At 73.9% G+C, this 22,178-nt stretch carries 21 protein-coding genes; 8 read left to right on the plus strand and 13 right to left on the minus strand.

Annotated features, from left to right (window positions below):
- The first annotated feature begins 143 nt into the window (after positions 1–143).
- The 3 genes from FXF50_RS06375 to FXF50_RS06385 are packed head-to-tail and all read left to right on the plus strand — an operon-like array spanning position 144 to position 3,546.
- On the plus strand, positions 144–1,490 hold the full coding sequence (locus tag FXF50_RS06375; protein WP_148426296.1) for an aspartate aminotransferase family protein: 1,347 nt from the start codon (positions 144–146) through the stop codon (positions 1,488–1,490).
- Positions 1,475–2,170, plus strand: coding sequence for a pyridoxamine 5'-phosphate oxidase family protein (locus FXF50_RS06380; RefSeq protein ID WP_148426297.1), 696 nt, complete (start codon positions 1,475–1,477; stop codon positions 2,168–2,170). The genes FXF50_RS06375 and FXF50_RS06380 overlap by 16 nt, the downstream gene beginning before the upstream one ends.
- Positions 2,170–3,546: an FAD-binding oxidoreductase gene (locus FXF50_RS06385; RefSeq protein WP_187399558.1), complete on the plus strand. Its 1,377-nt coding sequence runs from the start codon at positions 2,170–2,172 to the stop codon at positions 3,544–3,546. Before FXF50_RS06380 ends, FXF50_RS06385 begins: the two co-directional genes overlap by 1 nt.
- 100 nt (positions 3,547–3,646) lie before the next feature.
- Here the strand turns inward: FXF50_RS06385 and FXF50_RS06390 are convergent, their stop codons facing one another.
- Positions 3,647–4,018, minus strand: a complete 372-nt coding sequence (locus FXF50_RS06390) for a DUF3499 domain-containing protein (protein WP_148426299.1) — start codon at positions 4,016–4,018, stop codon at positions 3,647–3,649.
- A 154-nt stretch (positions 4,019–4,172) separates the two neighbouring features.
- Between FXF50_RS06390 and FXF50_RS06395 the strand changes: the two genes are divergently transcribed.
- Positions 4,173–4,622 carry a metallopeptidase family protein gene (locus tag FXF50_RS06395; protein WP_088963879.1) on the plus strand — a complete coding sequence of 150 codons (450 nt, stop codon included), beginning with the start codon at positions 4,173–4,175 and terminating at the stop codon, positions 4,620–4,622.
- Between the two features lie 164 nt (positions 4,623–4,786).
- Here FXF50_RS06395 and FXF50_RS06400 read toward each other — a convergent pair whose 3' ends face one another.
- From FXF50_RS06400 to FXF50_RS06425, 6 genes are all read right to left on the minus strand, one after another.
- Positions 4,787–5,047 carry a WhiB family transcriptional regulator gene (locus FXF50_RS06400; protein WP_013284161.1) on the minus strand — a complete coding sequence of 87 codons (261 nt, stop codon included), beginning with the start codon at positions 5,045–5,047 and terminating at the stop codon, positions 4,787–4,789.
- A 492-nt stretch (positions 5,048–5,539) separates the two neighbouring features.
- Positions 5,540–5,875 carry a phospholipase gene (locus FXF50_RS06405; RefSeq protein WP_148426300.1) on the minus strand — a complete coding sequence of 112 codons (336 nt, stop codon included), beginning with the start codon at positions 5,873–5,875 and terminating at the stop codon, positions 5,540–5,542.
- 8 nt (positions 5,876–5,883) lie between these two features.
- On the minus strand, positions 5,884–7,281 hold the full coding sequence (locus tag FXF50_RS06410; RefSeq protein WP_148426301.1) for a DUF4331 domain-containing protein: 1,398 nt from the start codon (positions 7,279–7,281) through the stop codon (positions 5,884–5,886).
- Positions 7,282–7,375: 94 nt separating this feature from the next.
- Entirely contained in the window at positions 7,376–7,654 is a 279-nt protein-coding gene (locus FXF50_RS06415) for a hypothetical protein (RefSeq protein WP_148426302.1), read from the minus strand.
- A 152-nt stretch (positions 7,655–7,806) separates the two neighbouring features.
- The gene (locus tag FXF50_RS06420) at positions 7,807–10,314 is read right to left on the minus strand and encodes a bifunctional FO biosynthesis protein CofGH (RefSeq protein ID WP_148426303.1); all 2,508 of its coding nucleotides are present in this window, start codon (positions 10,312–10,314) and stop codon (positions 7,807–7,809) included.
- A 77-nt stretch (positions 10,315–10,391) separates the two neighbouring features.
- The gene (locus FXF50_RS06425; protein WP_148426304.1) at positions 10,392–11,291 is read right to left on the minus strand and encodes a hypothetical protein; all 900 of its coding nucleotides are present in this window, start codon (positions 11,289–11,291) and stop codon (positions 10,392–10,394) included.
- A gap of 99 nt (positions 11,292–11,390) precedes the next feature.
- On the opposite strand from FXF50_RS06425, the gene cofD reads away from it, so the two are divergent.
- Both cofD and FXF50_RS06435 read left to right on the plus strand, forming a co-directional pair.
- Positions 11,391–12,338, plus strand: coding sequence for a 2-phospho-L-lactate transferase (gene cofD / locus FXF50_RS06430; protein WP_148426305.1), 948 nt, complete (start codon positions 11,391–11,393; stop codon positions 12,336–12,338).
- The gene (locus FXF50_RS06435; RefSeq protein ID WP_148426306.1) at positions 12,335–13,420 is read left to right on the plus strand and encodes a coenzyme F420-0:L-glutamate ligase; all 1,086 of its coding nucleotides are present in this window, start codon (positions 12,335–12,337) and stop codon (positions 13,418–13,420) included. Before cofD ends, FXF50_RS06435 begins: the two co-directional genes overlap by 4 nt.
- Positions 13,421–13,445: 25 nt before the next feature.
- Here the strand turns inward: FXF50_RS06435 and FXF50_RS06440 are convergent, their stop codons facing one another.
- Both FXF50_RS06440 and FXF50_RS06445 read right to left on the minus strand, forming a co-directional pair.
- The gene (locus tag FXF50_RS06440; RefSeq protein WP_148426307.1) at positions 13,446–14,447 is read right to left on the minus strand and encodes a helix-turn-helix transcriptional regulator; all 1,002 of its coding nucleotides are present in this window, start codon (positions 14,445–14,447) and stop codon (positions 13,446–13,448) included.
- Between the two features lie 252 nt (positions 14,448–14,699).
- Positions 14,700–15,737, minus strand: coding sequence for a DUF4185 domain-containing protein (locus FXF50_RS06445; RefSeq protein WP_148426308.1), 1,038 nt, complete (start codon positions 15,735–15,737; stop codon positions 14,700–14,702).
- Positions 15,738–15,776: 39 nt separating this feature from the next.
- Here FXF50_RS06445 and FXF50_RS06450 point away from each other — a divergent pair, with 39 nt between their 5' ends.
- Positions 15,777–16,349, plus strand: a complete 573-nt coding sequence (locus FXF50_RS06450; RefSeq protein ID WP_148426309.1) for an NUDIX hydrolase — start codon at positions 15,777–15,779, stop codon at positions 16,347–16,349.
- 12 nt (positions 16,350–16,361) lie between these two features.
- On the opposite strand, the gene FXF50_RS06455 is transcribed toward FXF50_RS06450, so the two are convergent.
- Positions 16,362–17,453, minus strand: a complete 1,092-nt coding sequence (locus FXF50_RS06455) for a mannose-1-phosphate guanylyltransferase (protein ID WP_148426310.1) — start codon at positions 17,451–17,453, stop codon at positions 16,362–16,364.
- Positions 17,454–17,517: 64 nt separating this feature from the next.
- Entirely contained in the window at positions 17,518–18,663 is a 1,146-nt protein-coding gene (locus FXF50_RS06460; protein WP_148426311.1) for a glycosyltransferase family 1 protein, read from the minus strand.
- Between the two features lie 151 nt (positions 18,664–18,814).
- On the opposite strand from FXF50_RS06460, the gene FXF50_RS06465 reads away from it, so the two are divergent.
- The gene (locus FXF50_RS06465) at positions 18,815–19,504 is read left to right on the plus strand and encodes a TIGR03089 family protein (protein ID WP_148426312.1); all 690 of its coding nucleotides are present in this window, start codon (positions 18,815–18,817) and stop codon (positions 19,502–19,504) included.
- A gap of 8 nt (positions 19,505–19,512) precedes the next feature.
- Here the strand turns inward: FXF50_RS06465 and FXF50_RS06470 are convergent, their stop codons facing one another.
- Entirely contained in the window at positions 19,513–21,501 is a 1,989-nt protein-coding gene (locus tag FXF50_RS06470; protein ID WP_148426313.1) for an acetoacetate--CoA ligase, read from the minus strand.
- A 154-nt stretch (positions 21,502–21,655) separates the two neighbouring features.
- Positions 21,656–22,171: an acyl-CoA thioesterase gene (locus tag FXF50_RS06475; protein ID WP_148426314.1), complete on the minus strand. Its 516-nt coding sequence runs from the start codon at positions 22,169–22,171 to the stop codon at positions 21,656–21,658.
- Positions 22,172–22,178 lie beyond the last annotated feature (7 nt).

Raw genomic sequence — 22,178 nt, forward strand, 5'->3', positions numbered from 1 at the left:
ATTCCGTTGCGGTGACAAACATCGCTTGCTGAATCCGTTGCCATTCGCCCCACACACTTGCGTTATCAGCATCGACTGTGGGATAACCGTGGGCAGAGCGGCCGGTGTCACCCCTGACCGGCCCGAGACCCGATGGGGCTGACATGGCCAACGCCACCGACCACCTCTGGATGCACTTCACCCGGATGGCCAGCTACTCCGCCGGCGAGGTACCGACCATCGTGCGCGGCGAGGGCGCGTACGTCTGGGACTCGCAGGGCCGTCGCTACCTGGACGGGCTCGCCGGGCTCTTCGTCGTCAACGCCGGCCACGGCCGCACCGAACTCGCCGAGGCGGCCGCCAAGCAGGCCGGCGAGCTGGCCTACTTCCCACTGTGGTCGTACGCCCACCCGAAGGCCGTCGAGCTGGCCGAGAAGGTCGCCTCGCTGGCGCCCGGCGACCTGAACCGGGTCTTCTTCACCACCGGCGGCTCCGAGGCCGTCGAGGCGGCGTGGAAGCTGGCCCGGGCCTACTTCAAGCGCACCGGCCAGCCGAACAAGTACAAGGTGGTCAGCCGGTACATCGCGTACCACGGCACCTCGATGGGCGCGCTGTCGATCACCGGCCTGCCCGGCATCAAGAGCGACTTCGAGCCGCTCGTGCCCGGCGGCATCAAGGTGCCGAACACCAACTTCTACCGGGCCCCCGAGCACGGCGACGATCCCGAGGCGTTCGGCCGCTGGGCCGCCGAGGAGATCGGCCGCGCCATCGAGCGGGAAGGGCCGGACACCGTCGCCGCGGTCTTCCTGGAGCCGGTGCAGAACTCCGGCGGCTGCTTCCCGCCGCCGCCCGGCTACTTCGAGCGGGTCCGGGAGATCTGCGACGCGTACGACGTGCTGCTCGTCAGCGACGAGGTGATCTGCTCGTGGGGCCGGCTCGGCGAGTACTTCGGCGCCGTCCGCTACGGCTACCAGCCCGACATCATCACCACCGCCAAGGGCATCACCTCCGGCTACGCCCCGCTCGGCGCGATGATCGCCAGCGAGCGCCTCATGGAGCCGTTCCTCACCGAGACCGGCATGTTCGCCCACGGTGTGACCTTCGGCGGCCACCCGGTCTCCTGCGCGGTCGCCCTGGCCAACCTGGAGGTCTTCGCCCGTGAGGACCTCGTGGGGCACGTCCGGGCCAACGAGGGGGCCTTCCGGTCCACCCTGGAGAAGCTCAACGACCTGCCGATCGTCGGTGAGGTCCGCGGCGACGGCTACTTCTACGGCATCGAACTGGTCAAGGACAAGACGACCCGGGAGACCTTCGACGAGGCCGAGTCGGAGCGGCTGCTGCGCGGCTTCCTCTCCACCGCGCTCTTCCAGGCCGGGCTCTACTGCCGCGCCGACGACCGCGGCGACCCCGTGATCCAGCTCGCCCCGCCGCTGATCGCCCAGCAGCAGCAGTTCGACGAGATCGAGCAGATCCTGCGCGCCGTGCTGACCGAGGCATGGGCGCGCCTCTGACCGGCGCCCCGTCGTCGGCCGGGGCCGGGGACCGCGACGGCGGTTCCCGGCCCCGCGCCGTCGGGGGCACCGACCGGACCCGCGTACGGCGGCTGCCCGACCTGGCCGTCGACGACCGGGCGACGCTGCACGCCGTGCTCGACGCCGGCCGGGTCGGCCACCTGGCCATCGCCGACGGCGACCAGCCGTACGCGCTGCCGGTGGCGTACGCCCGGGACGGGGAGCGGGTGCTCGTGCACGGCTCCACCGGCAGCCGGCTGTTCCGGCACCTCGCCGCCGGCGCGCCCGCCTGCCTCACCGTCACCCTGCTCGACGGCCTGGTGCTGGCCCGCAGCGCCTTCGAGTCCTCGATGAACTACCGCTGCGCCATGGTGCTCGGCACCCTCACCGCGCTCACCGGCGAGGCGAAACTGGCCGCGCTGCACCGCCTCTCCGAGCACCTGCTCCCCGGCCGCTGGGCGGAGATCCGGCCACCCTCGGCGAAGGAACTGGCCGCCACGCTCGTGCTCGCCCTGCCGCTGGACGAGTGCTCGGTGAAGATCAGCGCCGGCCCGCCCGACGATCCCGAGGACGACCTCGACCGGCCGGTCTGGGCCGGCGTGGTGCCGGTCGTCGAGGCGTACGGCATCCCGCAGCCCGACCCGCGGCTGCGCCACGACCTGCCCCCACCGGAGTGGTGATGCGCTACCAGGACCTGTCGTACTGGCTGTCCAGCCTGGACGCCCCGCTGACTCCCCGCCCCGGCCTGCCCGGCGACACCGACGCCGACGTGGTGATCGTGGGCGCCGGCTACACCGGGCTGTGGACGGCCTACTACCTCGCCGCGGCCGACCCGTCGCTGCGGATCGTCGTGCTGGAGAAGGAGATCGCCGGCTACGGTGCCTCCGGCCGCAACGGCGGCTGGTGCTCGGCGCTCTTCCCCACCTCGCTGCCGGCGCTGGCCCGCCGGCACGGCCGGGACCGGGCGCTCGCCATGCAGCGGGCCATGCACGAGACCGTCCGCGAGGTCGGCCGGGTGGTCGCCGCCGAGGGCATCGACTGCGACTGGCGGGCCGGCGGAACCGTGGTGCTGGCCCGCACCGACGTGCAGCTCGGCCGGGCCCGGGCCGCCGTCGCCGAGGCCCGCGAACACGGGCTCACCGACGCCGACCTGGTGCTGCTCGACGCCGCCGAGGCCGCCGCCCGCTGCCATGCCGACGGGGTACGCGGCGGCACGTACACCCCGCACTGCGCCGCCGTGCACCCGGCGAAGCTGGTCCGCGGCCTGGCCACGGCGGTGGAGCGACGGGGCGTACGCGTCTTCGAGCGGACCCCGGTGACCGCCCTGCGGCCCGGTGCGGCGGTGACCCCGGCCGGCATCGTCCGCGCCCCGGTGGTGGTCCGGGCGACCGAGGGGTTCACCCCGGCGCTGCCCGGCCAGCGGCGGGCCGTGGCGCCCGTCTACTCGCTGATGGTGGCCACCGCGCCGCTGCCGGAGGCGACCTGGGCGGAGATCGGCCTGGCCGAGCGGGAGACCTTCTCCGACTACCGGCACGTCATCATCTACGGCCAGCGCACCGCCGACGGCCGGCTGGCCTTCGGCGGGCGGGGCGCCCCCTACCACTACGGCTCGCGCGTCCGCCCCGACTTCGACCGGGAGCCGCGGGTCTTCGCGGCGCTGCGCCGGGTGCTCGGCGAACTCTTCCCCGTGCTCGGGCCCGAGGTGCCGGTGACGCACACCTGGGGCGGGCCGCTCGGCGTGGCCCGGGACTGGGCCGCCTCGGTGGGGCTGGACCGGTCGACCGGTCTCGCCTGGGCCGGCGGCTACGTGGGCGACGGCGTCGGCACCAGCAACCTGGCCGGCCGTACGCTGGCCGACCTCATCCGGGGCGAGCGGACCGACCTGACCACCCTCCCCTGGGTCAACCACCGCTCCCCCCGCTGGGAACCCGAACCCCTCCGCTGGCTGGCGGTCAACGCCGGTCTGAAGGTCATGTTCTCCGCAGACGAGGCAGAGTCTCGCAAGAACCGCCCGTCCCGCCGAGCCAAGGCCTTCTCCCACCTCCTAGGCCATTAACGGCCCGCCGAGCCCCGGTGATCATGGAGTTAGCGGCATTCAGAGAGATCAAAAACGCCGCCAACCTCATGATCAACCTAACGCCGGTGGGGGCGGGCGGTCAGTGGTTTGGGGGGATTACGCGGAGGTGGCCTCGGCGGCCCTGTTGGTGGGGCTGGGGGGCCTGGTGGTCGTCGTTCGACGGGGGGCGTGGGGGTGCGGGGCGGGCGGCCTCGCGGACCGCCTCGGCCAGGGCGACCAGGTCATCCGTCGTCGGGGGCGGGGGCTCGAACTCGCCCTCGTGACGCACCACGTCCCAGCCGCGGGGGGCGGTGAGGTTGCGGGCGTGCGGCTCGCACAGGTCGTACGTGTGCGGCTCGGCGAACGCGGCCAGCGGCCCCACCACCGCCGTCGACTCGTTGTAGACATAGGTCAATGTGGCGACCGCTTGCCGGGGGCAGCCGTTACGGGAGCAGCGCCGTGGTGACCTCACGGCGGCAGGGTATCTCCATTACCGGGTGCGGCGCACCGCTTCGCGTTGCGACACGCCCGTCATGGTGATCACAATTCGTCCGATCGGCGTGTCGGCGCGCCGGGCCGGTGGCGCGACGGCGGACGACCCTGGTCCGGGGGCTACCCTTTGCGTCATGACGAGCCCGGAACACCGCCGCCCCGGCTCCGGCCGGCGCACTCACCGCGACCGCCACGGGCGGGGGCTGCGGGGGCGGCTGGTGCCGGCCACCGTGCCGCTGGCCCGGACCAAGGCCGAGGTCTTCGACGACCTGGTGCTGGACACGGTGGAGACGCTCGAACGCCGCTTCGCCAAGGAACTGGCCGGTGTCGAGTTCGCCGTCGAGGACGTCCCGCCGGACCTGAACGTCTACGACTCGGACGTGCTGGAGGACGGCGAGGTCCCGCTCGCCCGGCTGCTGCCGGGCCGCCCCGGCCGGCAGGAGGTGCCGCCCCGGATCGTGCTCTACCGGCGGCCGCTGGAGTTCCGGGCCATGGACCGCGAGGACCTCGCGGACCTCGTGCACGACGTGATCATCGAGCAGGTGGCGAACCTGCTCGGGGTCGACCCCGACGAACTGGCCTGAGCCGGCAACGGTCCGACCGCCGGCCAACCTGACCGCCCGTCGCCACATTCCGGCCCGCCGACCGCCGGGCCTTGCCGCCGTCGCCGAGTCCCGGCCGGCCCCCGCCGGCCGGGTCGTCGGCCCGGACCCCGGGCGGCCCCCACCGCCCCGGTCCGGTACGCGCGTCAGGCGGCGACCCGCCGCTTGAGCTTGCGCCGCTCCCGCTCGGAGAGCCCACCCCAGATCCCGAACCGCTCGTCATGGCCGAGCGCGTATTCGAGACACTCCGTCTTCACTTCACACCGCGAGCAGATGCGCTTCGCCTCGCGGGTCGAGCCGCCCTTCTCGGGAAAGAACGCCTCCGGGTCGGTCTGCGAGCACAGCGCCCGCTCCTGCCACTCCGGCGCGTTTCCGAGCAGGTCGGCCACCTCGAGCTGGCCGTCCATCCGTTGCCTCCTTGTCGCGCACCGGCGTCATCGCCGCTGCAACCCCCCACGCGAAAGGCGTGCTTGTTCGTCCGGTCACAATTTGTTGCGTTCCGCGCGAACAACCCCATTCAAATTACACGCGTGTAATGCGTGCGCCGTCAAGCCAAACTTGATAATGGAGTCGCCCTCCCGACACGCTCCGGACGACCGCTTGGCCGCCCGACCCTCGCAACCTGCCCTATCGATTCAGACCCCGGACGAGTAACGCCTTCCCCGGCGAGTTGCCCCAAGTTTTCTGCCGTGGCGCACCGGTGTGGACACCGCCGGCGGCCCCCGGTGGAGGCTTCCGGTGGGGCCGCGCCCGGGCGGTCGTCGTGACACCGTCCAAGATCAGCATTGGTGGGGCACAGGTTAACCCGGCGGCAGCGATACCGCCCGTCGAGGCCGCAGACGGCGGCCGCGCCCCGCCCACCATGTGGACGAGGCGCGACGGTGCGGCGGCCTGAGCGGTCAGTCAGCTCCCCGCGGTGAGCTGGCCGGCCAGACGAATTCGGCGATGGCCCCGCCGATGACGGAAATCGCCCCGGCGGGGGTGCGCTCATCCCACCAGACGGTATAGAGGCCGGCCGCCAGATCCGGGTAGACGGCGCTGTGGACGACCCCGTCGCGGACGTGCCGCTCGCGTACGGCGGAGTGGGTGCGGGGGCCGTCCCGGTCGGCGGAGCTGATCTCGATCTCCCGGCCGTTCAGGTCGCGTCCGGTGTGGATGATCAGCGCGCCGGAGTCGCCACCCAGGTCGAGCACGACGCTGCCGCTCTCCGAGGGACCGAGTGCGTGATGGTTCATGGCGGACCTCAGGACTTCGCAGCCGGCGGGTTGTTGAACCCGTCGTACGGCGTGCCGAGGAACGGGAAGTCACCGAGGAAGGGCGCCGTCACGTCGGCGGCGCTCAGCCCCGGGGTGACCGCGGCCGCCGCGGCGTCCGGCTTGAACGTCTTGTCCACCAGCGGCACGGTCAGGCCGGCGATGGCCCGCAGGGCGATGCTCACCACGTCGTCGCCGACCCGCCGGCCGTTCGGGAAGCCCGCCAGGTCGCCGCCGAGCACCCCGAACCGGTCCGGCTTGCGGCTGGGCCGGATCGCCGTGTTCAGCCGCAGCATGTCGGCCTGCACATCGCCGGTCGTGTTGGCGAAGCCGTCGATCAGCCCGGCCGGCACGCCGGTGAGCAGGATCGCCACGAGGTCGGCCCGCGGCTTCTTCGACTTGTTCAGGGCGTCCAGGTTGGGGAACACGCCCGGGTAGAGCGCGGGCAGCAGCGCGGCCAGCTCGGGGTGCTCGACGAACTGGGCGAACCGCTTGTCCTCGGCCGGCGGCAGGGTGTTCCACAGGTCCTTTCTGGACATCGGCACGACGACCTCGTTGAACAGCGGGTTGCCCAACCGGGAGACCTGGGTGAAGGGACCGGCGGCGGTGTCCGCGGCCACGCGGTCGCCGAGCACCCGGACCTGCTGCCGGGAGGCCGTCGTCCAGACGCCGATGGTCGAGGCCCGGTCGGCGTGGCCGTACCGGCTGGCCTTGCGTCGCACCTTGGCGAGCGGGACCTGCACGGCGATGCTGTGCACGTTCAGGCGGTCCAGCGCGTTGACCGGCTCACCCTCGGTCTTGAACAGCTTCTTGCCGGCCACGTGCAACTGCTGGAAGGGACGCAGCGTGCCGAGGTCGAAGATGGCGCCCAGGTCGACGAAGAAGCCGTCGGCGCGCTGGCCGGCGAAGACCTTCTCCCCGGTCGACAGCTTGAACGTCGCCTGCCGCACCAGGTCGGCGTACTTCGGTGTGGACAGCGGTCCGACGTTGCACGGCGGGCAGGGCAGCTTGTGCGCCAGCACGTGCTCCCGGCCGTCGGCGATCCGGGTCAGCCGGTAGAACTGCCGCCGGTTCCAGTTCTTGCTCTCCAGCGACTCGATCGGTCCGGTGTTGTAGAGAAAGCTGTTCGGATTCGTGATCTCGGTGGTGAATTCGAAACGATAGGTGACATCGGGATAACCGTCGCCGTCGTTGTCGACGTGAATCTCGTACCGGACGTCGTCGCCGAACTCGAAGAAGTTGGGGCCGCCGGAGGGGAGCTGCACCGGCACGTAGTTGGCGATCAACGTGACCGTGTCGGGCTGGCTCGGGCTGACGAACGCGTACAGGTCGGAGCTGTCGGCGACCGGATCCTTGGCTATCTCCGGAGCCTCGCGGTGAGAGGACATGGCGGACCACACCTTCGTCGGGGGTAGCGGAAGTCGGGACCGGCGCCGGGAGCCCGCGCCGGGAAGGGGCCGCGCCGGTGCGGCGCGGGGAGGATCAGCGCCGGGCGGCGCGGACCAGGCGGTCGGCCAGGCCGCGGTCGCGTACCTGGATCCGGGTCGTGCCGACGAAGACGTCCATGGCGCCGGAGGCCGCGTCGCGGAGGTGGACCACGATCGGCTCGTCGCGCCGGCCCGCCGAGGGGGCGTTCTGCGCGGCGGACAGGCCCGGCACGGTGAGGGCGGCGGCGCCCAGGGTGGCGCTCGCCGCGGCGGTCAACGTCTGCCGGCGGGTCAGTCGCGGCCAGGGCCGCCGCTTCGGCTCATCAGTGGTCATGGGCAACCTTTCCGGGCCGGCGCCGCAGCGCCCACGGTGGACCGGGACCCGGACGCCGCCGGATGCCCCGGGCTGGGGGCGCCGGCGGCGGTCCTCGCCGCAACCGCCGCCGGCATCCACTGGTACGGCCGGGGGCGGGGAAAGGTTCGACGCTACGCGTCGGCGTGACCGTACGCGGTCGTCCGCTTGCGGACCGGCCGGCCCGCCGCCGCCGCGATTCCCCGGAGCTGCTCCTCGGTACGGGCCGAGCCGTTGCCCGAGCCGGCCATCCGGGAGATGGTCTCCTCCATGAGGGTGCCGCCCAGGTCGTTGCAGCCGCCCTGGAGCATCGCCACCGTGCCGGCGTCGCCGAGCTTCACCCAGGAGCACTGGATGTTGGCGATCCGGCCGTGCAGCAGCAGCCGCGCCATGGCGTGCACGACCCGGTTCTCCCGCCAGGTCGGGCCGGGCCGGGCGATGCCGGCCAGGTAGATCGGCGCGTTGGTGTGCACGAACGGCAGCGCCACGAACTCGGTGAAGCCGCCGGTGCGGTCCTGCACGCCGGCCAGCACCCGGAAGTGGGCCAGCCACTGACCTGGGTGGTCGACGTGGCCGTACATCATCGTGGAGCTGGACCGGATGCCCAGCTCGTGGGCCGTGCTCACCACGTCGACCCAGGCGGCGGCCGGCAGCTTGCCCTTGGTGAGCACCCAGCGCACCTCGTCGTCGAGGATCTCCGCGGCGGTGCCCGGGATGGTGTCCAGGCCGGCGTCGCGGAGCTGGAGCAGCCACTCCTTCACGGGCACGCCCGCCTTCGCGGCGGCCGTGACGATCTCCATGGGCGAGAAGGCGTGCACGTGCATGCCGGGCACCCGCGCCTTGACCGCCCGGACGATGTCGGCGTAGCCGGTGACCGGCAGCTTCGGGTCGATGCCGCCCTGGAGGCAGACCTCGGTGGCGCCGGCCGCCCACGCCTCCTCGGCCCGGTCGGCCACCTGCGCCAGGGAGAGCCGGAACGCGTCGGCGTCGCTCTCCCGCTGGGCGAAGGCGCAGAACCGGCAGCCCACGTAGCAGACGTTCGTGAAGTTGATGTTGCGGTTGACGACGTACGTGACGTCGTCGCCCACCGCGTACCGGCGGACGTCGTCGGCGATCCGGCACAGCTCGTCCAGCGCCGGCCCGTCCGCGCCGAACAGCGCCAGCGCCTTCGCCTCGTGCGCCGGTTCCAGCAGCGCGGCCGGGTCGTCGGCGGCCAGTCGCAGGCCGGCCCGCAGGTCGGGGTCGCTCGCCACGGCGACCGGGACGGCGACCTTCGCGGCCACCTCCGACCAGTCGCCGTAGACGTCGTCGAAGTCGCCCCGCCGGTCCCCGGTCCGCCCGGTGGTGTCGATGGTGACGTGCAGGTCGGTACGCCCGCCGAACACCTCCTCCGGCTCCTGCCACGGCCGGCCCACCGGGCGGGCCGCCTCGACGGCGAGCCCGGTCTCCGGGTCGGCCAGGGCGCTGACGTGCGGCAGCAGGCGCGGGTCGAGCCACGGGTCGCCGGCCCGGACGTACTCCGGGTAGATCGTCAGCCGCTCGCGCAGCGTGAAGCCGGCCGCCGCGGTACGCCGGGCCAGCTCGTCCAGCTGCGGCCAGGGCCGCTCCGGGTTGACGTGGTCGGGGGTGACCGGCGAGACACCGCCCCAGTCGTCGATGCCGGCGCGCAGCAGCAGGTCGTACTCGCCCTCGATGAGGTTCGGCGGGGCCTGGATCCGGGCCTTCGGGCCGAGCAGCACCCGGGCCACCGCCACCGTCGCGGCCAGGTCGTGCAGCTCCGCGTCCGGCATGCCGCGCATGGCGGTGTCCGGCTTGGCGCGGAAGTTCTGCACGATCACCTCCTGGAGGTGGCCGTACTCCCGGTGTGCCCGGCGGATGGCGAACAGCGCGTCGACCCGCTCGGCCAGGGTCTCCCCGATGCCGATGAGCAGCCCGGTGGTGAACGGCACGCCGACGCGGCCGGCGTCGTCGAGCACCCGCAGCCGCACCGCCGGCTCCTTGTCCGGCGAGCCGTGGTGCGGGCCGCCCGGCTCGGACCAGAGCCGCGTCGCGGTGGTCTCCAGCATCATGCCCATGCTCGGCGCGACGGGCTTGAGCCGTTGCAGCTCCGACCAGGACAGCACGCCCGGGTTGAGGTGCGGCAGCAGGCCGGTCTCCTCCAGCACCGCGACCGCGCAGGCGCGCAGGTAGTCGAGGGTGGAGTCGTAACCCCGCTCGTCCAGCCACCGCCGGGCGGCCGGCCAGCGCTCCTCGGGGCGGTCGCCGAGGGTGAACAGCGCCTCCTTGCAGCCCTGCGCGGCGCCCTCCCGGGCGATGGCGAGGACCTCGTCCTTCTCCAGGTACGCGGCGGGCAGCCGGTGCGGCACGGTGGCGAAGGTGCAGTAGTGGCAGCGGTCCCGGCAGAGCCGGGTCAGCGGGATGAACACCTTCTTGGAGAAGGTGACGATGCCCGGGCGGCCGGCCTCCCGCAGCCCGGCGTCGCGGATGTCGCCGGCGATCCGGAGCAGTTCGTCCAGGGCCGCGCCGCGCGCGGTCAGCAGCGCGCTCGCCTCGGCCATGTCCAGCGCCCGGCCGGTGGCGGCCCGGCCCAGGGCCCGCCGGACGCTCGCCTCGGTGGGGGCGGGATCGCTGCGATCAACCATCCGCCCAGCCTATGCGCTCGCCGGTGCGGAGCCGCCCGCCCCCGGCCAGGAGACGGGGGCGGGCGGCATCACACGGCTCAGCGGGGGAAGTTCGGGTCGTCCCGGTCGAAGCGCTGGGTGCGGTCGTCCGGCGGGGCCGGGTGGCCGGGGTCGGCCGGCTGCCGCGGGATGGCCTGGGTCGGGTCCACGGACGGCGGCTGGCCGAACGGCGGGGCCGGGTGCGGAACGCCGCCGTAGGCCGGCCCGGACTGCGGGAACGGCGGGCTCGACTGCGGAGCGCCGAACGGGGGGCTCGACTGCGGGGCGTGCGGCGGGGCGGTGTTGAACGGCGGCGCGGACTGCGGCGGGCCGTACGGGCCGGGCTGCGGGTAGCCGGCCGGCTGCTGCGGCGCGCCGGCCTGCGGGTACCCGCCCGGAGCCGGGTAACCGCCGGGCTGCTGCGGCCAGCCGGGCTGCGCCTGGCCGTAGACACCGGGCTGCGGCTTCGGCTTCGGTACGTGGTAGAGGGTGCGCCAGATCTTGAAGACGACGAACGCGGCGATCGCGAAGACGGCCAGCCAGGCGACCCGGGTGAGCAGGCCGAGGAAGGCGTCCGGCACCTGGCCGTCGGCGAGCCGGCCGACCATCCAGATCAGGAAGGTGAGCGCGCCGAACGCCGCGGAGACCGCGTACTCGACCAGCGCCACCTGGGTGATCAGTTTCGCCTTCGGCAGCGCCGGGCGGACGTGGGTGGCCAGCAGCACGGCCAGCACCGGCAGCAGGGTCGACTCCAGGCCGACGAAGGCGAAGAAGGTGCTCCCGGCCCGGCCGCTGAACGTGCTGTAGTCGTCGACGGGCACCAGCAGGCGCAGCAGGCCGACGAAGAGCAGCACGGCGTTCGCGCCGAGCAGGACGAGCGCGGCCAGTTCGCGCAACGGCTTGGTCAACTGGCTGGCCTGCGTGGTGTCGCCGGACGCGGGCTCGGCGGGGCTGGTCACGAACTCCCCCTGGGGACGAAAACGGACAGTTGCCGACGTGAGCGTAGTCTCTCGGGCCACCGGGCGATCGACGGCCGCGCGTGCGGAAGGATGGACGCCATGCGCATCGTGGTTCTGACCGGCGGGATCGGGGGCGCCCGGTTCCTGCTCGGCGTCCGGGCGTACGCCCGGGAGGTGGGCGCCGAGGTGAGCGCCGTGGTCAACGTCGGCGACGATCTGCTGTTGCACGGGCTGAAGGTCTGCCCCGACCTGGACAGTGTCATGTACACCCTGGGCGGGGGCGCCGACCCGGAGCGCGGCTGGGGCCGGGTGGGCGAGACCTGGACGGTCAAGTCCGAGCTGGCCGCGTACGGCGCCGAGCCGGCCTGGTTCGGGCTGGGCGACAAGGACCTCGCCACCCATCTGGTGCGCACCACCATGCTCAACGCCGGCTACCCGCTGTCCCAGGTCACCGAGGCGCTGGCCACCCGCTGGCAGCCCGGCGTACGCCTGCTGCCGGCCACCGACGACCGGCTGGAGACGCATGTCGTCGTCGACCTGGACGGCGGCCAGCGGGCGATCCACTTCCAGGAGTGGTGGGTGCGCTACCGGGCGGACCTCCCGACGCACCGGTTCGTCTTCGTGGGCGCGGAGGCGGCCAAGCCGGCGCCCGGGGTGCTGGAGGCGATCGGCGAGGCCGACGTGGTGCTCGTGGCGCCCAGCAACCCGGTGGTGAGCATCGCCCCGATCCTGGCCGTGCCGGGCCTGCGTGACGCGGTCACCGACGGTCCGGCCCCGGTCGTCGGGGTGTCCCCGATCATCGGCGGCGCGCCGGTCCGTGGGATGGCCGACCGCTGCCTGTCCGCGCTCGGTGTCGAGTGCAGCGCCGCCGGAGTGGGCGGCCTCTACGGCGGCCGGTCGGCCGGCGGGCTGCTCGACGGCTGGCTGGTGGCACCCGAGGACGAGGGCACCGTGGTGCCGGAGGTGACCGTGCGCACGGCGCCGCTGCGGATGACCGACGAGGCGGCGACGGTGGCGATGGTCCGGGCCGCGTTGGAGCTGATGTGAGGCTGGAGATCCTGCCGGTGCTGGGCATCGGCCACGTGACCGAGGGCGACGACCTGGCGGCGCTGATCGCCACCGCGGCGCCCTGGCTGCGCGACGGCGACGTGCTGGTGGTGACCAGCAAGATCGTGTCGAAGGCGGAGGGCCGGCTGGTCGACGTGCCGGCCGACGGCCCTGACCGGCTCGCCGCCCGGGACGAGGTGCTGGCCGGGGAGACCGCCCGGGTGGTGGCCACCCGCGGCGCGACCCGGATCGTGCAGACCCACCACGGGTTCGTGATGGCCTCCGCCGGCATCGACGCGTCCAACGTGGACAAGACCCGGCTGGTCCTGCTGCCCGAGGACCCGGACGCCTCCGCCCGCGCGCTGCGGTCCGCGCTGCGCGAGCGGTACGACCTCGACGTCGCGGTCATCGTCTCCGACACCATGGGCCGGCCGTGGCGCAACGGGCTCACCGACGTGGCACTCGGGGTGGCCGGCATGCCGGCGATCCGCGACCACCGGGGCGAGATCGACCCCTACGGCAACGAACTCCACCTCACCCAGATGGCCGTGGTGGACGAGCTGGCCGGTGCCGGCGAGCTGATCAAGGGCAAGTGCGACCAGGTGCCGGTCGCGGTGATCCGGGGCTACCTGGGCGCGACGCGCGACGACGACACGGGCGCCCGGGCGCTGGTCCGCGACGCGTCGCTGGACCTCTTCTCCCTCGGCACGGCCGAGGCGCACGCCGCCGGGCTGCGGGCGGCGGCCACCCTGACCGACGGCCCCGGCCCGGCCCCGGCCGACCCGGCCGCCGTCGACCGGGCGATCACCGCGGTCGCCGAGGTGGTCGCGCCCGGCACCGTCTTCACCCACGTCACCGACCAGGAGGCACGCGCCGGACTGGTCGCCACCGTGCCGGGCTGGCCGGCGCAGGCCACCGGCCTGGTGCTGGGCGCGCCACCGGCCCCGGTGGACCCGGCGGACCTGGTCCGGTTCGGCGCCGACCTGCAACGGCTGCGTACCGCGCTGGCCGCCGAGGGCGTCCCGTCGGCGCTGCTCCCCCCGCCGCCCGGAAGCACCGCCAGCGCGGCCCTCGCCGTCTGACCGCGCGGCGTGGCGGGGCGGCTCGTCAGGCGTCGAGGACGGCCCGGCCGAGCGGGGTCAGGGTGTGCAGGACAGTGTTGCGGTCGCGGTGGCTGACCAGCAGACCGGCGTTGCGCAGCACGGTGGTGTGCTGGCTGGCCGCGGCGGCGGAGATGCGCAGCCGGCGGGCGACCTCGCCGGTGGTGCAGCCCTCGTTGGCTGCCTCCAGCACGCCCGCCCGGGTCCGGCCGAGCAGGGCGGCCAGCGCCTCCCGCTGCGCGGCGTCGGCGTGGCCGGCGCCGCTGCCCGCCTCGGGCATGAGGCCGCCGAGCCGGTCGACGGGGTAGACCAGCACCGGCGGCAGGCTCGGGTCGAGCAGGGCGACCGGGGTGCGCGCGCAGAAGAACGAGGGAACCAGCAGCAGCCCCCGGCCGTCGAGGTGCAGTTCCCGGCTGTCCGGGTAGTCGAGGACCTCCAGCACCTCGCCGTCCCAGCGCATGCTCGGGCGGAGGCTGGCCAGCAGCCCTTCGGCGCCACCGTCGAGCATGGCCCGGGCGCGGCGGGCCCGGTCCGCCTCCACGGCGGACTGGATCCGTGACCAGTACGGGGTGACGGCCAGCGACTGGTAGCGGAGCATCGAGTCGGTCAGGTGGCGCAGCACCTCGGGCTCGCCGCGGGCCAGCGCGCTCGCCGACGACGGCAGCGTGTTCTCCTCGGCCAGCAGGGTGAGGTCCCGGCGGAGCATGTCGGCCGGGGTGCCCCGGACCGCCTCCAGCCCGGCCTCCAGGCCGTCCTTGCTGGCGTACGGGGTGAGGAAGTCGGGGAAGTAGCCGCGGGGCGGGTTGAGGGCCAGCAGCAGTCGGTAGCGTTCGGCCGCGCTGTCCGTCCGCAGCCCGCGGGCCACGGTGCGTCGCCACTCGGTCAGCAGCGGGTCACGCCCGCGCCCCTGGAGCAGGTGCAGGCTGAGGACCAGTTCCCAGACCGGGTCCGCGGCGGGGGCCACCCTGGTGCGCAGGATGTCCTCGCGGGAGAAAATGACCTTCAGCATGGAACTCTCCCGGGCGGACAGAGGAAGTGCCCGCCACCCTGAGCACTGTACCCGCCGGCACTTATCTCCATTTTTAAGCGTGGGATGAAAAACCTCGACGGTGCGCGGCCGGGTTGGGCAGACTTCCCTTGCCCACCGTTGCCCGGAGACGGCAGTGCCGACCCGGTCGACGGTCGGCGGGGGCGCCGGTCGCCCGGACGGCACCACGAGGGTCTGCGGCTCTTCTCCGTGGAGGTGTCGTCCGGCGACCGCTCAGCCGAGCCAGAGCGCCACCCGGTGGTCCTCGTCGGTGACGTAGTAGCAGCGCCCGTCCAACTCGGCCAGCCCCTCCACGTGGTGGAACGGCGCCAGCTCGGCCACCAGCTTCCCCGCCACCCGGGCGTCCGGACCGACGTCGTGCCGGAACCGGACGTGTCGCGAGGTGACCTCGCCGCCGTGCGGGTGGTCGTCCAGCAGCACCGAGCCCTTGCCGACCGCGTCGATCGAGCCGATCACCGCCGCGTAGCCGCCGTCCGGTGTCGGCGCGACGGCCCGGAAGCCGGTCAGCGTGCCCGCCGGGGTCACCCCGGTCAGGGCGTACGCCCCGAGAGCGCGCGGCCAGCCGGGGTGTTCGCCGAACATGTCGGCCACGCCGGCCACCTCGACGAGGATCGGCTCGCCCTCGGCGGTCACCGGGAAGCGCAGCCCGAGCAGCACCGTCCCGGCCGGGGTGAAGGCCGCCGCCTCGACGTTGAGCGGCAGGTCGTCCGCGGCCAGCCGGCTCACCCAGCTCTTCGCCCGGGCGGTGCCCCGGGCCAGGGTCTCCACGATGAACCGCTGCCGGACCCGCTCCCCGGGCGGCAGCGGGGTCAGCGGCGCGGCGGCGAGCGCGTCGTTGACCGCCCGGTGCAGCCGGAACCGGTTGCGCACCACGTGCAGCGGCAGCGTCCCGCGCGCGGCGTCGTCCTCCCGGAACCGGGCCACGAACGCCCGCCGGGGGCGCAGCGGGCCGGCCTTGGAGCCGAAGTGCGAGCCGAAGACGTACACCCAGCCGTCGTGGTGGGCGAGCGCCTCGCCGTCCTCGGTGCGGCCGTTCTCCGGGCCGGCGTCGGCCGCCACGTGGTGCGCCACCCACTCGCCGTCCGCGCGCTCCAGCAGCAGGGCCAGGCACCGTTCCACCGGGCCCTCGTCGAGGACGGTCCAGAATCCCCGCCGGGCGCCGTGGGCGCGCAGCAGGGCCGGGGAGCGTACCGGCAGCAGGTCGCTGGCCTCGTTGCCGGCCACGACGAACTCGACGAGTCGCAGGGTCACCCGGCCAGGGTACGGAGGGCGCGCCCGTACAGTGGCGGGGTGCCGGAGACCGAGACGTACGCCGACCTGCACGCCGACGCCACCGCGGTGCTGAGCCGCTGGACGGCGACCAGCCCGGCGGCCGCCGCGAACCGGGACCGGACCCTGGCGCTGCTCGCCGCCGGGCCGGTGGCCATGAGCCGGGCGCACCGGCCCGGGCACGTCACCGCGAGCGCCCTGGTGCTCGACCCGGCCGGCGAGCGGGTGCTGCTCTGCCTGCACGGCAAGTTCCGCAAGTGGGTGCAGCTCGGCGGGCACTGCGAGCCCGGCGACCGGACCCTGGCGGCCGCCGCGCTGCGCGAGGCCACCGAGGAGTCCGGGATCGCCGGCCTGGTGGTCGACCCGACGCCGATCGACGTGGACATCCACCCGGTGGCCTGCCAGGGCGGCTCGCTGCACTACGACGTCCGGTTCGCCGTGCTCGCCCCGGCCGGGGCCACCGAGCGGGTCAGCGCCGAGTCCGAGGCGCTGGGCTGGTTCCCGCCGGACCGGCTGCCCGAGCCGCTGGCCGACGGGACCGTCCAACTGGTGGCCCCGGCGCTGGCGACGCTGGCCCGGCGGGTCGCCGGCTGACCCGGGGCCGGCTCAGACCAGCCCCTCCTCGCCGCGCTCCTTGAGCTCGTCGACGATCTTCTTCACGTCCTGCGCCCGATCGCGCGGGCAGACCAGCAGGGCGTCCGGGGTGTCCACCACGATCAGGTCGTGGACGCCGATCGCGGCCACCAGCCGGCCGGACTGCGGCACCACCACCAGGCCGCCGGTGTCCCGCAGCAGCACGCCCGGCTTGGCGTCGGCACCCAGCACCACGTTGCCGGCGGCGTCGGCGGGGAGCACCTCGCCGAGGGTGTGGAAGTCGCCGACGTCGTTCCAGCCGAAGTCGCCGGGGACGGTCGCCACCCGGCCGGCGGTCGCCGCGCCCTCCATCACCGCGTAGTCCACGGAGATCTTCGGCAGGGTCGGCCAGACCGTCCCCAGGACGTCGTCCTGCTCGGGGGTGCCCCACGCCGCCGCGATCGCGGTGATCCCCGCGTGCAGGGCCGGCTGCTGCCGGGCCAGCTCGGCCAGGAAGACGTCCACCCGCCAGACGAACATGCTGGCGTTCCAGAGGTGCCGGCCGGAGCGGACGTAGACCTCCGCCACCTCGGCGGCCGGCTTCTCCTTGAACTCGATCACCGGGCGCAGCGGGCTGTCGCCCACCGGCTCGCCGGTCTCCAGGTAGCCGTAGCCGGTCTCGGGGCGGGTCGGGGTGATGCCCACGGTCATGAGGGAACCCTGCTCGGCGCCGCGGATGGCCTGCCGGACCACCTCGGCCCAGCGCGCCGGGTCACCGATGAGGTGGTCGGCCGCGAACGAGCCCATCACCGCCTCCGGGTCGCGTTCGGCGATCACCGCGGCCGCCAGCGCGATCGCCGCGCAGGAGTCCCGGGGCGAGGGCTCGACCAGGATGTTCTCCTCCGGCACGCCCGCCAGCTGCCGGGCCACCGCCGCGACGTGCGCGGCCCCGGTGACCACCAGCGTGCGCTCGGGGCCGGTCAACGGCGACAGCCGGTCGACCGTCGCCTGGAGCAGCGAGGCCGGGGTGCCGGTCAGCGGGTGGAGGAACTTGGGGTGGCCGGCACGGGACAGCGGCCACAACCTCGTGCCGCTGCCACCCGCCGGGATGACGGCGTAGAACATCAGCACATCATGCCCCGAACGGCCGTGCTACGGGACCGGGGTCGGGCGTACCCGCAGGTGACACTCAGGAACGCGCCCGGCTCCACGCGGCGATGTGCACCTCGGCGCTGGACTCCCACGTGAACTCCTTGGCGCGGTCGAAGCCGGCCTTGGCCAGGGAGAGCCGGCGGTGCTCGTCGTCGAGCAGGGCGGTCAGGTCGGTGGCGATCTGGTCCGGGTCCTCGCTCGTGTACGCCACGGCGTCGCCGCCCACCTCGGGCAGGGAGAGCCGCGGGGTGGTGAGCACCGGCGCCGCGCACGCCATGGCCTCCAGGATGGGCAGGCCGAAGCCCTCGCCGTAGGACGGGTAGGCGGCGACCAGGGCGCCACCGAGGAAGCCGGGCAGGTCGCCGTAACGCAGGTAGCCGGGGCGCAGCAGCCGCAGGTGCGACGGCACCTCGGCCACCGCGCGGTCGATGTCGTCGTCGTGCCCCTGGCCGCCGGCGATGACCAGCGCGGGCGGGTCCTCCCGGTCGGCCACCGCGCGGGCCCAGCCGCGGATCAGGTTGGGGACGTTCTTGCGCGGCTCCTTGGCCCCGAGGAACGCCACGTAGCTGCTGCTGCCCAGTCCGAGGCGGGCCCGGACGCGGGCCTTCTCCTCCTCGCTCGGCGCGTGGAAGGCGGCCTGGTCGACGCCGTGGTAGGCCACGTCGATCCGGGTCGGGTCGGCGTCCAGCAGACGGATCAGCTCGTCCCGGGTGGCCTTGCTCGGCACGATCACCCGGTTGGCGCGGCGCAGCGAGGTCTTGATCGCGCTGCGGAAGAAGGTGCGGCGCGACTTGTCGTAGTGCTCCGGCTCGGTGAAGAAGGTCGCGTCGTGCACGGTGACCGTGACCGGGCAGCCGGCCCGCAGCGGACAGGTGTAGAAGGGCGAGTGCAGCACCTCGGCGCCGACCTGCTGGGCCAGCAGCGGCAGGCCGGTCTGCTCCCAGGCGAGCCGGGCGGGCCGGTGCGCGACGGCCGCCGGGGCCGGGATCACCTCCGCGCCGGGCAGCATCCGGGTGTAGCGCTCCAGGTCGGTGCGGAGGCTCACCACGGCCAGGTCGACGCCGGAGCCGCAGACCCGGCCGAGGGCACCGAGCAGGCCGTCGACGTATCTACCGACGCCGCCGCGATCGGCGGGGACACTCGTGGCGTCGATGAGCACACGGGGCGGGCGGCCGGCGGTCACGGGGCGACTCCTCAGGCTGGCGCGTCTGTGGGGAACAACACTGTCGGCAAGCCTACGCCGGGCGGGCTGCCCGACGCTGACTGCGACCCGACCGTACGCCGACTTGTCGTTGTCATCGAGTACGCGCCCCGGGCGCGTATCGTTCGCGCCGATGGCCGACAACATTGCCCGGGTGTTCGCCGACGCGATCGCGACCGACCCCGCCCGCCCTCTGCTGACCTGGTACGACGACGCCACCGGCGAGCGCACCGAACTGTCCGGCGCGACGCTGGCGAACTGGGTGGCCAAGACGGCCAACCTGCTCGTCGACGAGGTCGCCCTCGCCCCCGGCGACACGGCCGCCGTGCTGCTGCCGCCGCACTGGCAGACCGCCGCCGTGCTGCTCGGCTGCTGGTCGGCGAAGCTGACCGTGGCCGACGCCCCGGGCGACGTGGACGTGCTGTTCGCCGCCGCCGGCCGGGTCGACGAGGCGGGCGCCTGGCCGGCCGGCGAGCGCTACGCGCTGGCCCTCGACCCGTTCGCGCTGCCGATGCGGGAGGCGCCGGCCGGCTTCGCCGACTTCGTGTCGGCGGTACGCGGTCACGGCGACCACTTCACGCCGTACCCCGAAGCCGGTGCGGGGGACGCGGCGCTGCTGGCCCGCGCGGAGGCCCGGGCCGCGGAGCTCTGCCTGGCCGCTGGCGACCGGCTGCTGGTGGACACGGGCCGGTTCCCCGACCCGGTCGACTGGCTCCTCGCTCCGTTGACGGCCGCCACCACCGTGGTGGCCTGCGCCAACCTCGATCCGACCCGCCTCGACTCCCGGACGGCGACGGAGAAGGTCACCCGAGCCCTGACCTGACGCGCAGGTCAGGCCGGCGTGGGGTTCTCGGCGTTGGCCCGGCGTTGGGCGAAGGCGGCGAAGGCCGTCAGGGACTCCGGGTTGGCCAGCGCGCCCTTGGCCGCGGCGTTGTCCACCGGGGTGCCGGTGAGGATCTTCTTCACCGGGACTTCCAGCTTCTTCGCGCTCAGGGTGCGCGGGACGGCCCGGACCTGGTGGATCTCGTCGGGGACGTGCCGCGGCGACAGCGCGGTACGCAGCTCCCGGCAGATCCTGCGCCGCAGCTCGTCGTCCAGCTCCAGGCCCTGGGCGAGCACCACGAAGAGGAGCAGCTCGCCGGCCCCGCCCTCGTCGTCCTCCAGGTGCACGACGACCGAGTCGACCACCTCGTCGAGCCCCTCGACCACGGAGTAGAACTCGGCCGTGCCGAGCCGGACGCCGCCCCGGTTGAGGGTGGCGTCGGAGCGGCCGGTGATCACGCAGCCGCCGCGCTCGTTGATGGTGATCCAGTCGCCGTGCCGCCAGACCCCCGGGTAGACCTCGAAGTACGCCTCCCGGTAGCGGGAGCCGTCGGCGTCGTTCCAGAAGCCGACCGGCATGCTCGGCATCGGCTCGGTGATCACCAGCTCGCCGAGCTGGCCGATCACCGGCGTGCCGTCGGCCGAGCGGGCCTCCACCTTCGCGCCGAGCGCCCGGCAGGTGATCTCTCCGGCGTGCACCGGCAGCAGCGGCACGCCGCCCACGAAGCCGGTGCAGACGTCCGTGCCGCCGGAGAGCGACTGGAGCTGGAGGCGGTCGCCGACGTTCTCGTAGACCCAGGTGAAGCCCTCGACGGGCAGCGGGGCGCCGGTCGAGCCCACCCCGCGCAGCGCGGACAGGTCGGCGCTCTCCTTCGGCACCAGCCCGGCCTTGCGGCAGGCCAGCAGGAACGGCGCCGAGGTGCCGAAGTAGGTGGTGCCGGTCTCCGCCGCCAGCCGCCAGAGCGCACCCAGGTCGGGGTGGCCCGGGTTGCCGTCGAAGAGCACGATCGCCGCGCCCACCGCCGGCCCGGAGACCAGGAAGTTCCACATCATCCAGCCGGTGGTGGTGAACCAGAAGAACCGGTCGGCCGGGCCCAGGTCGTGGTGCAGGGCCAGCATCTTCAGGTGCTCCAGCAGGATGCCGCCGTGGCCGTGCACGATCGGCTTGGGCAGCCCCGTGGTGCCGGAGGAGTAGAGCACGTAGAGCGGGTGGTCGAAGGGCACCGGGGTGAAGGCCAGCGGCTCGTCGGTCTCCGCGGCCAGCTCGGCCCAGGAGAGCGCACCTTCCGGCGGGGTGCCGGCCGGGTCGAGGTACGCGATGCCGACGGTGTGCCGCAGCGACGGCAGGGCGGCCCGGATGGCGGCCACCTCGGCGCGCCGGTCGACCGGCTTGTCGCCGTAGCGGTAGCCGTCGACCGCCACGAGCACCGTGGGCTCGATCTGCTGCCAGCGGTCGGTGACGCTGCGGGTGCCGAACTCGGGCGCGCAGGAGGAGAAGATCGCGCCGAGGCTGGCCGTGGCGAGCAGCAGGACGTAGGTCTCCGGGATGTTCGGCGCGTACGCCGCCACCCGATCGCCCTTCCCCACGCCGAGCCGGCGCAGGCCGGTCGCCACCCGGCGGACCTGCTCGCGCAGCTGCGCGGCGGTCAGCGTCTCCGGCGCGCGGGTCTGGCCGTGCGCGATCACCACCGGGTCGTCGTCGCCCCGGCCCGGCATCCGCAGCACGTTCTCGGCGTAGTTGAGGGTGGCGCCGGGGAACCAGCGGGTGCCCGGCATGGTCCGGTCGGTGAGCGTGGCCGTCGGCGGGGTGTGCGCGACCACGTCGAAGTAGTCCCAGACCGACCGCCAGAAGGCGGGCAGGTCGGTCACCGACCACTGCCACAGCGCGTCGTAGTCGGCGAACTCCAGCCCCCGGTGCTCGGCCAGCCAGCGCAGGTAGTCACCGATCCGGGACCGCTCACGCACGTCGGCCGGCGGCGTCCACAGCACGTCACCCACTGTTCCACCCTCCCTGAGGCCCCGTCACGACACTGTGCATGGGCCGTGGCGCCATCTTGCCCTACCTCGCGAGGCCATTCTCCGCACCGGGTGCCGGCTACGGGGCGTGGCCGGCCCACACGCCCGGGCCACGGGGTGTGTGGGCCGGCGGCCGTCAGCCGGCCCGGTGGGCCTGGATGGCCCGGCGGCGGGCCAACCGGTGGGCCCGGCGGATCTCGGCCTCCCGGTAGCGCCGCTCGTCCTCCGGCGTCTCCGGCAGCACCGGCCGGACCGGGCGCGGCGCGCCGCCCAGGTCCACCCCCACGAAGACCAGGTACGCCGTGGCGACCCGGACGGGTTCGTCCTCGGCCGAGTCCCAGCGCTCGGCGACCACCTTCACGCCGACCTCCATCGAGGTGTTGCCGGTCCAGTTGACCTGGGCGTGCGCGTGCACCAGGTCGCCCACCCGGACGGGCTCCGAGAAGACGATCTCGTCGATCGAGGCGGTCACCGCGGTGCCCCCGCTGTGCCGGGCCGCCGCCGCCCCGGCGACGTCGTCGACGAACTTCATCAGTACCCCACCGTGCACGGTCCCGTACAGATTGACATCGACAGCGGTCATGATGCGACTCAGCGTGACGCGCGAGTACGAGGTCGGCTTGCCCTGCGGGGCGGAGGGATGATCTGTCATGCCGAAA

The sequence above is a fragment of the Micromonospora sp. AP08 genome (assembly GCF_008085935.1).
Lineage (GTDB): Bacteria > Actinomycetota > Actinomycetes > Mycobacteriales > Micromonosporaceae > Micromonospora > Micromonospora chersina.

Excerpts from the sequence above, each read along its gene's own strand:
- FXF50_RS06375 (WP_148426296.1), top strand. The coding sequence starts at position 144 with ATGGCCAACGCCACCGACCACCTCTGGATGCACTTCACCCGGATGGCC.
- FXF50_RS06380 (WP_148426297.1), top strand. The coding sequence starts at position 1,475 with ATGGGCGCGCCTCTGACCGGCGCCCCGTCGTCGGCCGGGGCCGGGGAC.
- FXF50_RS06385 (WP_187399558.1), top strand. The coding sequence starts at position 2,170 with ATGCGCTACCAGGACCTGTCGTACTGGCTGTCCAGCCTGGACGCCCCG.
- FXF50_RS06395 (WP_088963879.1), top strand. The coding sequence starts at position 4,173 with ATGACGAGCCCGGAACACCGCCGCCCCGGCTCCGGCCGGCGCACTCAC.
- FXF50_RS06400 (WP_013284161.1), bottom strand. The coding sequence starts at position 5,047 with ATGGACGGCCAGCTCGAGGTGGCCGACCTGCTCGGAAACGCGCCGGAG.
- FXF50_RS06405 (WP_148426300.1), bottom strand. The coding sequence starts at position 5,875 with ATGAACCATCACGCACTCGGTCCCTCGGAGAGCGGCAGCGTCGTGCTC.
- FXF50_RS06410 (WP_148426301.1), bottom strand. The coding sequence starts at position 7,281 with ATGTCCTCTCACCGCGAGGCTCCGGAGATAGCCAAGGATCCGGTCGCC.
- FXF50_RS06415 (WP_148426302.1), bottom strand. The coding sequence starts at position 7,654 with ATGACCACTGATGAGCCGAAGCGGCGGCCCTGGCCGCGACTGACCCGC.
- FXF50_RS06420 (WP_148426303.1), bottom strand. The coding sequence starts at position 10,314 with ATGGTTGATCGCAGCGATCCCGCCCCCACCGAGGCGAGCGTCCGGCGG.
- cofD (WP_148426305.1), top strand. The coding sequence starts at position 11,391 with ATGCGCATCGTGGTTCTGACCGGCGGGATCGGGGGCGCCCGGTTCCTG.
- FXF50_RS06440 (WP_148426307.1), bottom strand. The coding sequence starts at position 14,447 with ATGCTGAAGGTCATTTTCTCCCGCGAGGACATCCTGCGCACCAGGGTG.
- FXF50_RS06455 (WP_148426310.1), bottom strand. The coding sequence starts at position 17,453 with ATGTTCTACGCCGTCATCCCGGCGGGTGGCAGCGGCACGAGGTTGTGG.
- FXF50_RS06465 (WP_148426312.1), top strand. The coding sequence starts at position 18,815 with ATGGCCGACAACATTGCCCGGGTGTTCGCCGACGCGATCGCGACCGAC.
- FXF50_RS06475 (WP_148426314.1), bottom strand. The coding sequence starts at position 22,171 with ATGACAGATCATCCCTCCGCCCCGCAGGGCAAGCCGACCTCGTACTCG.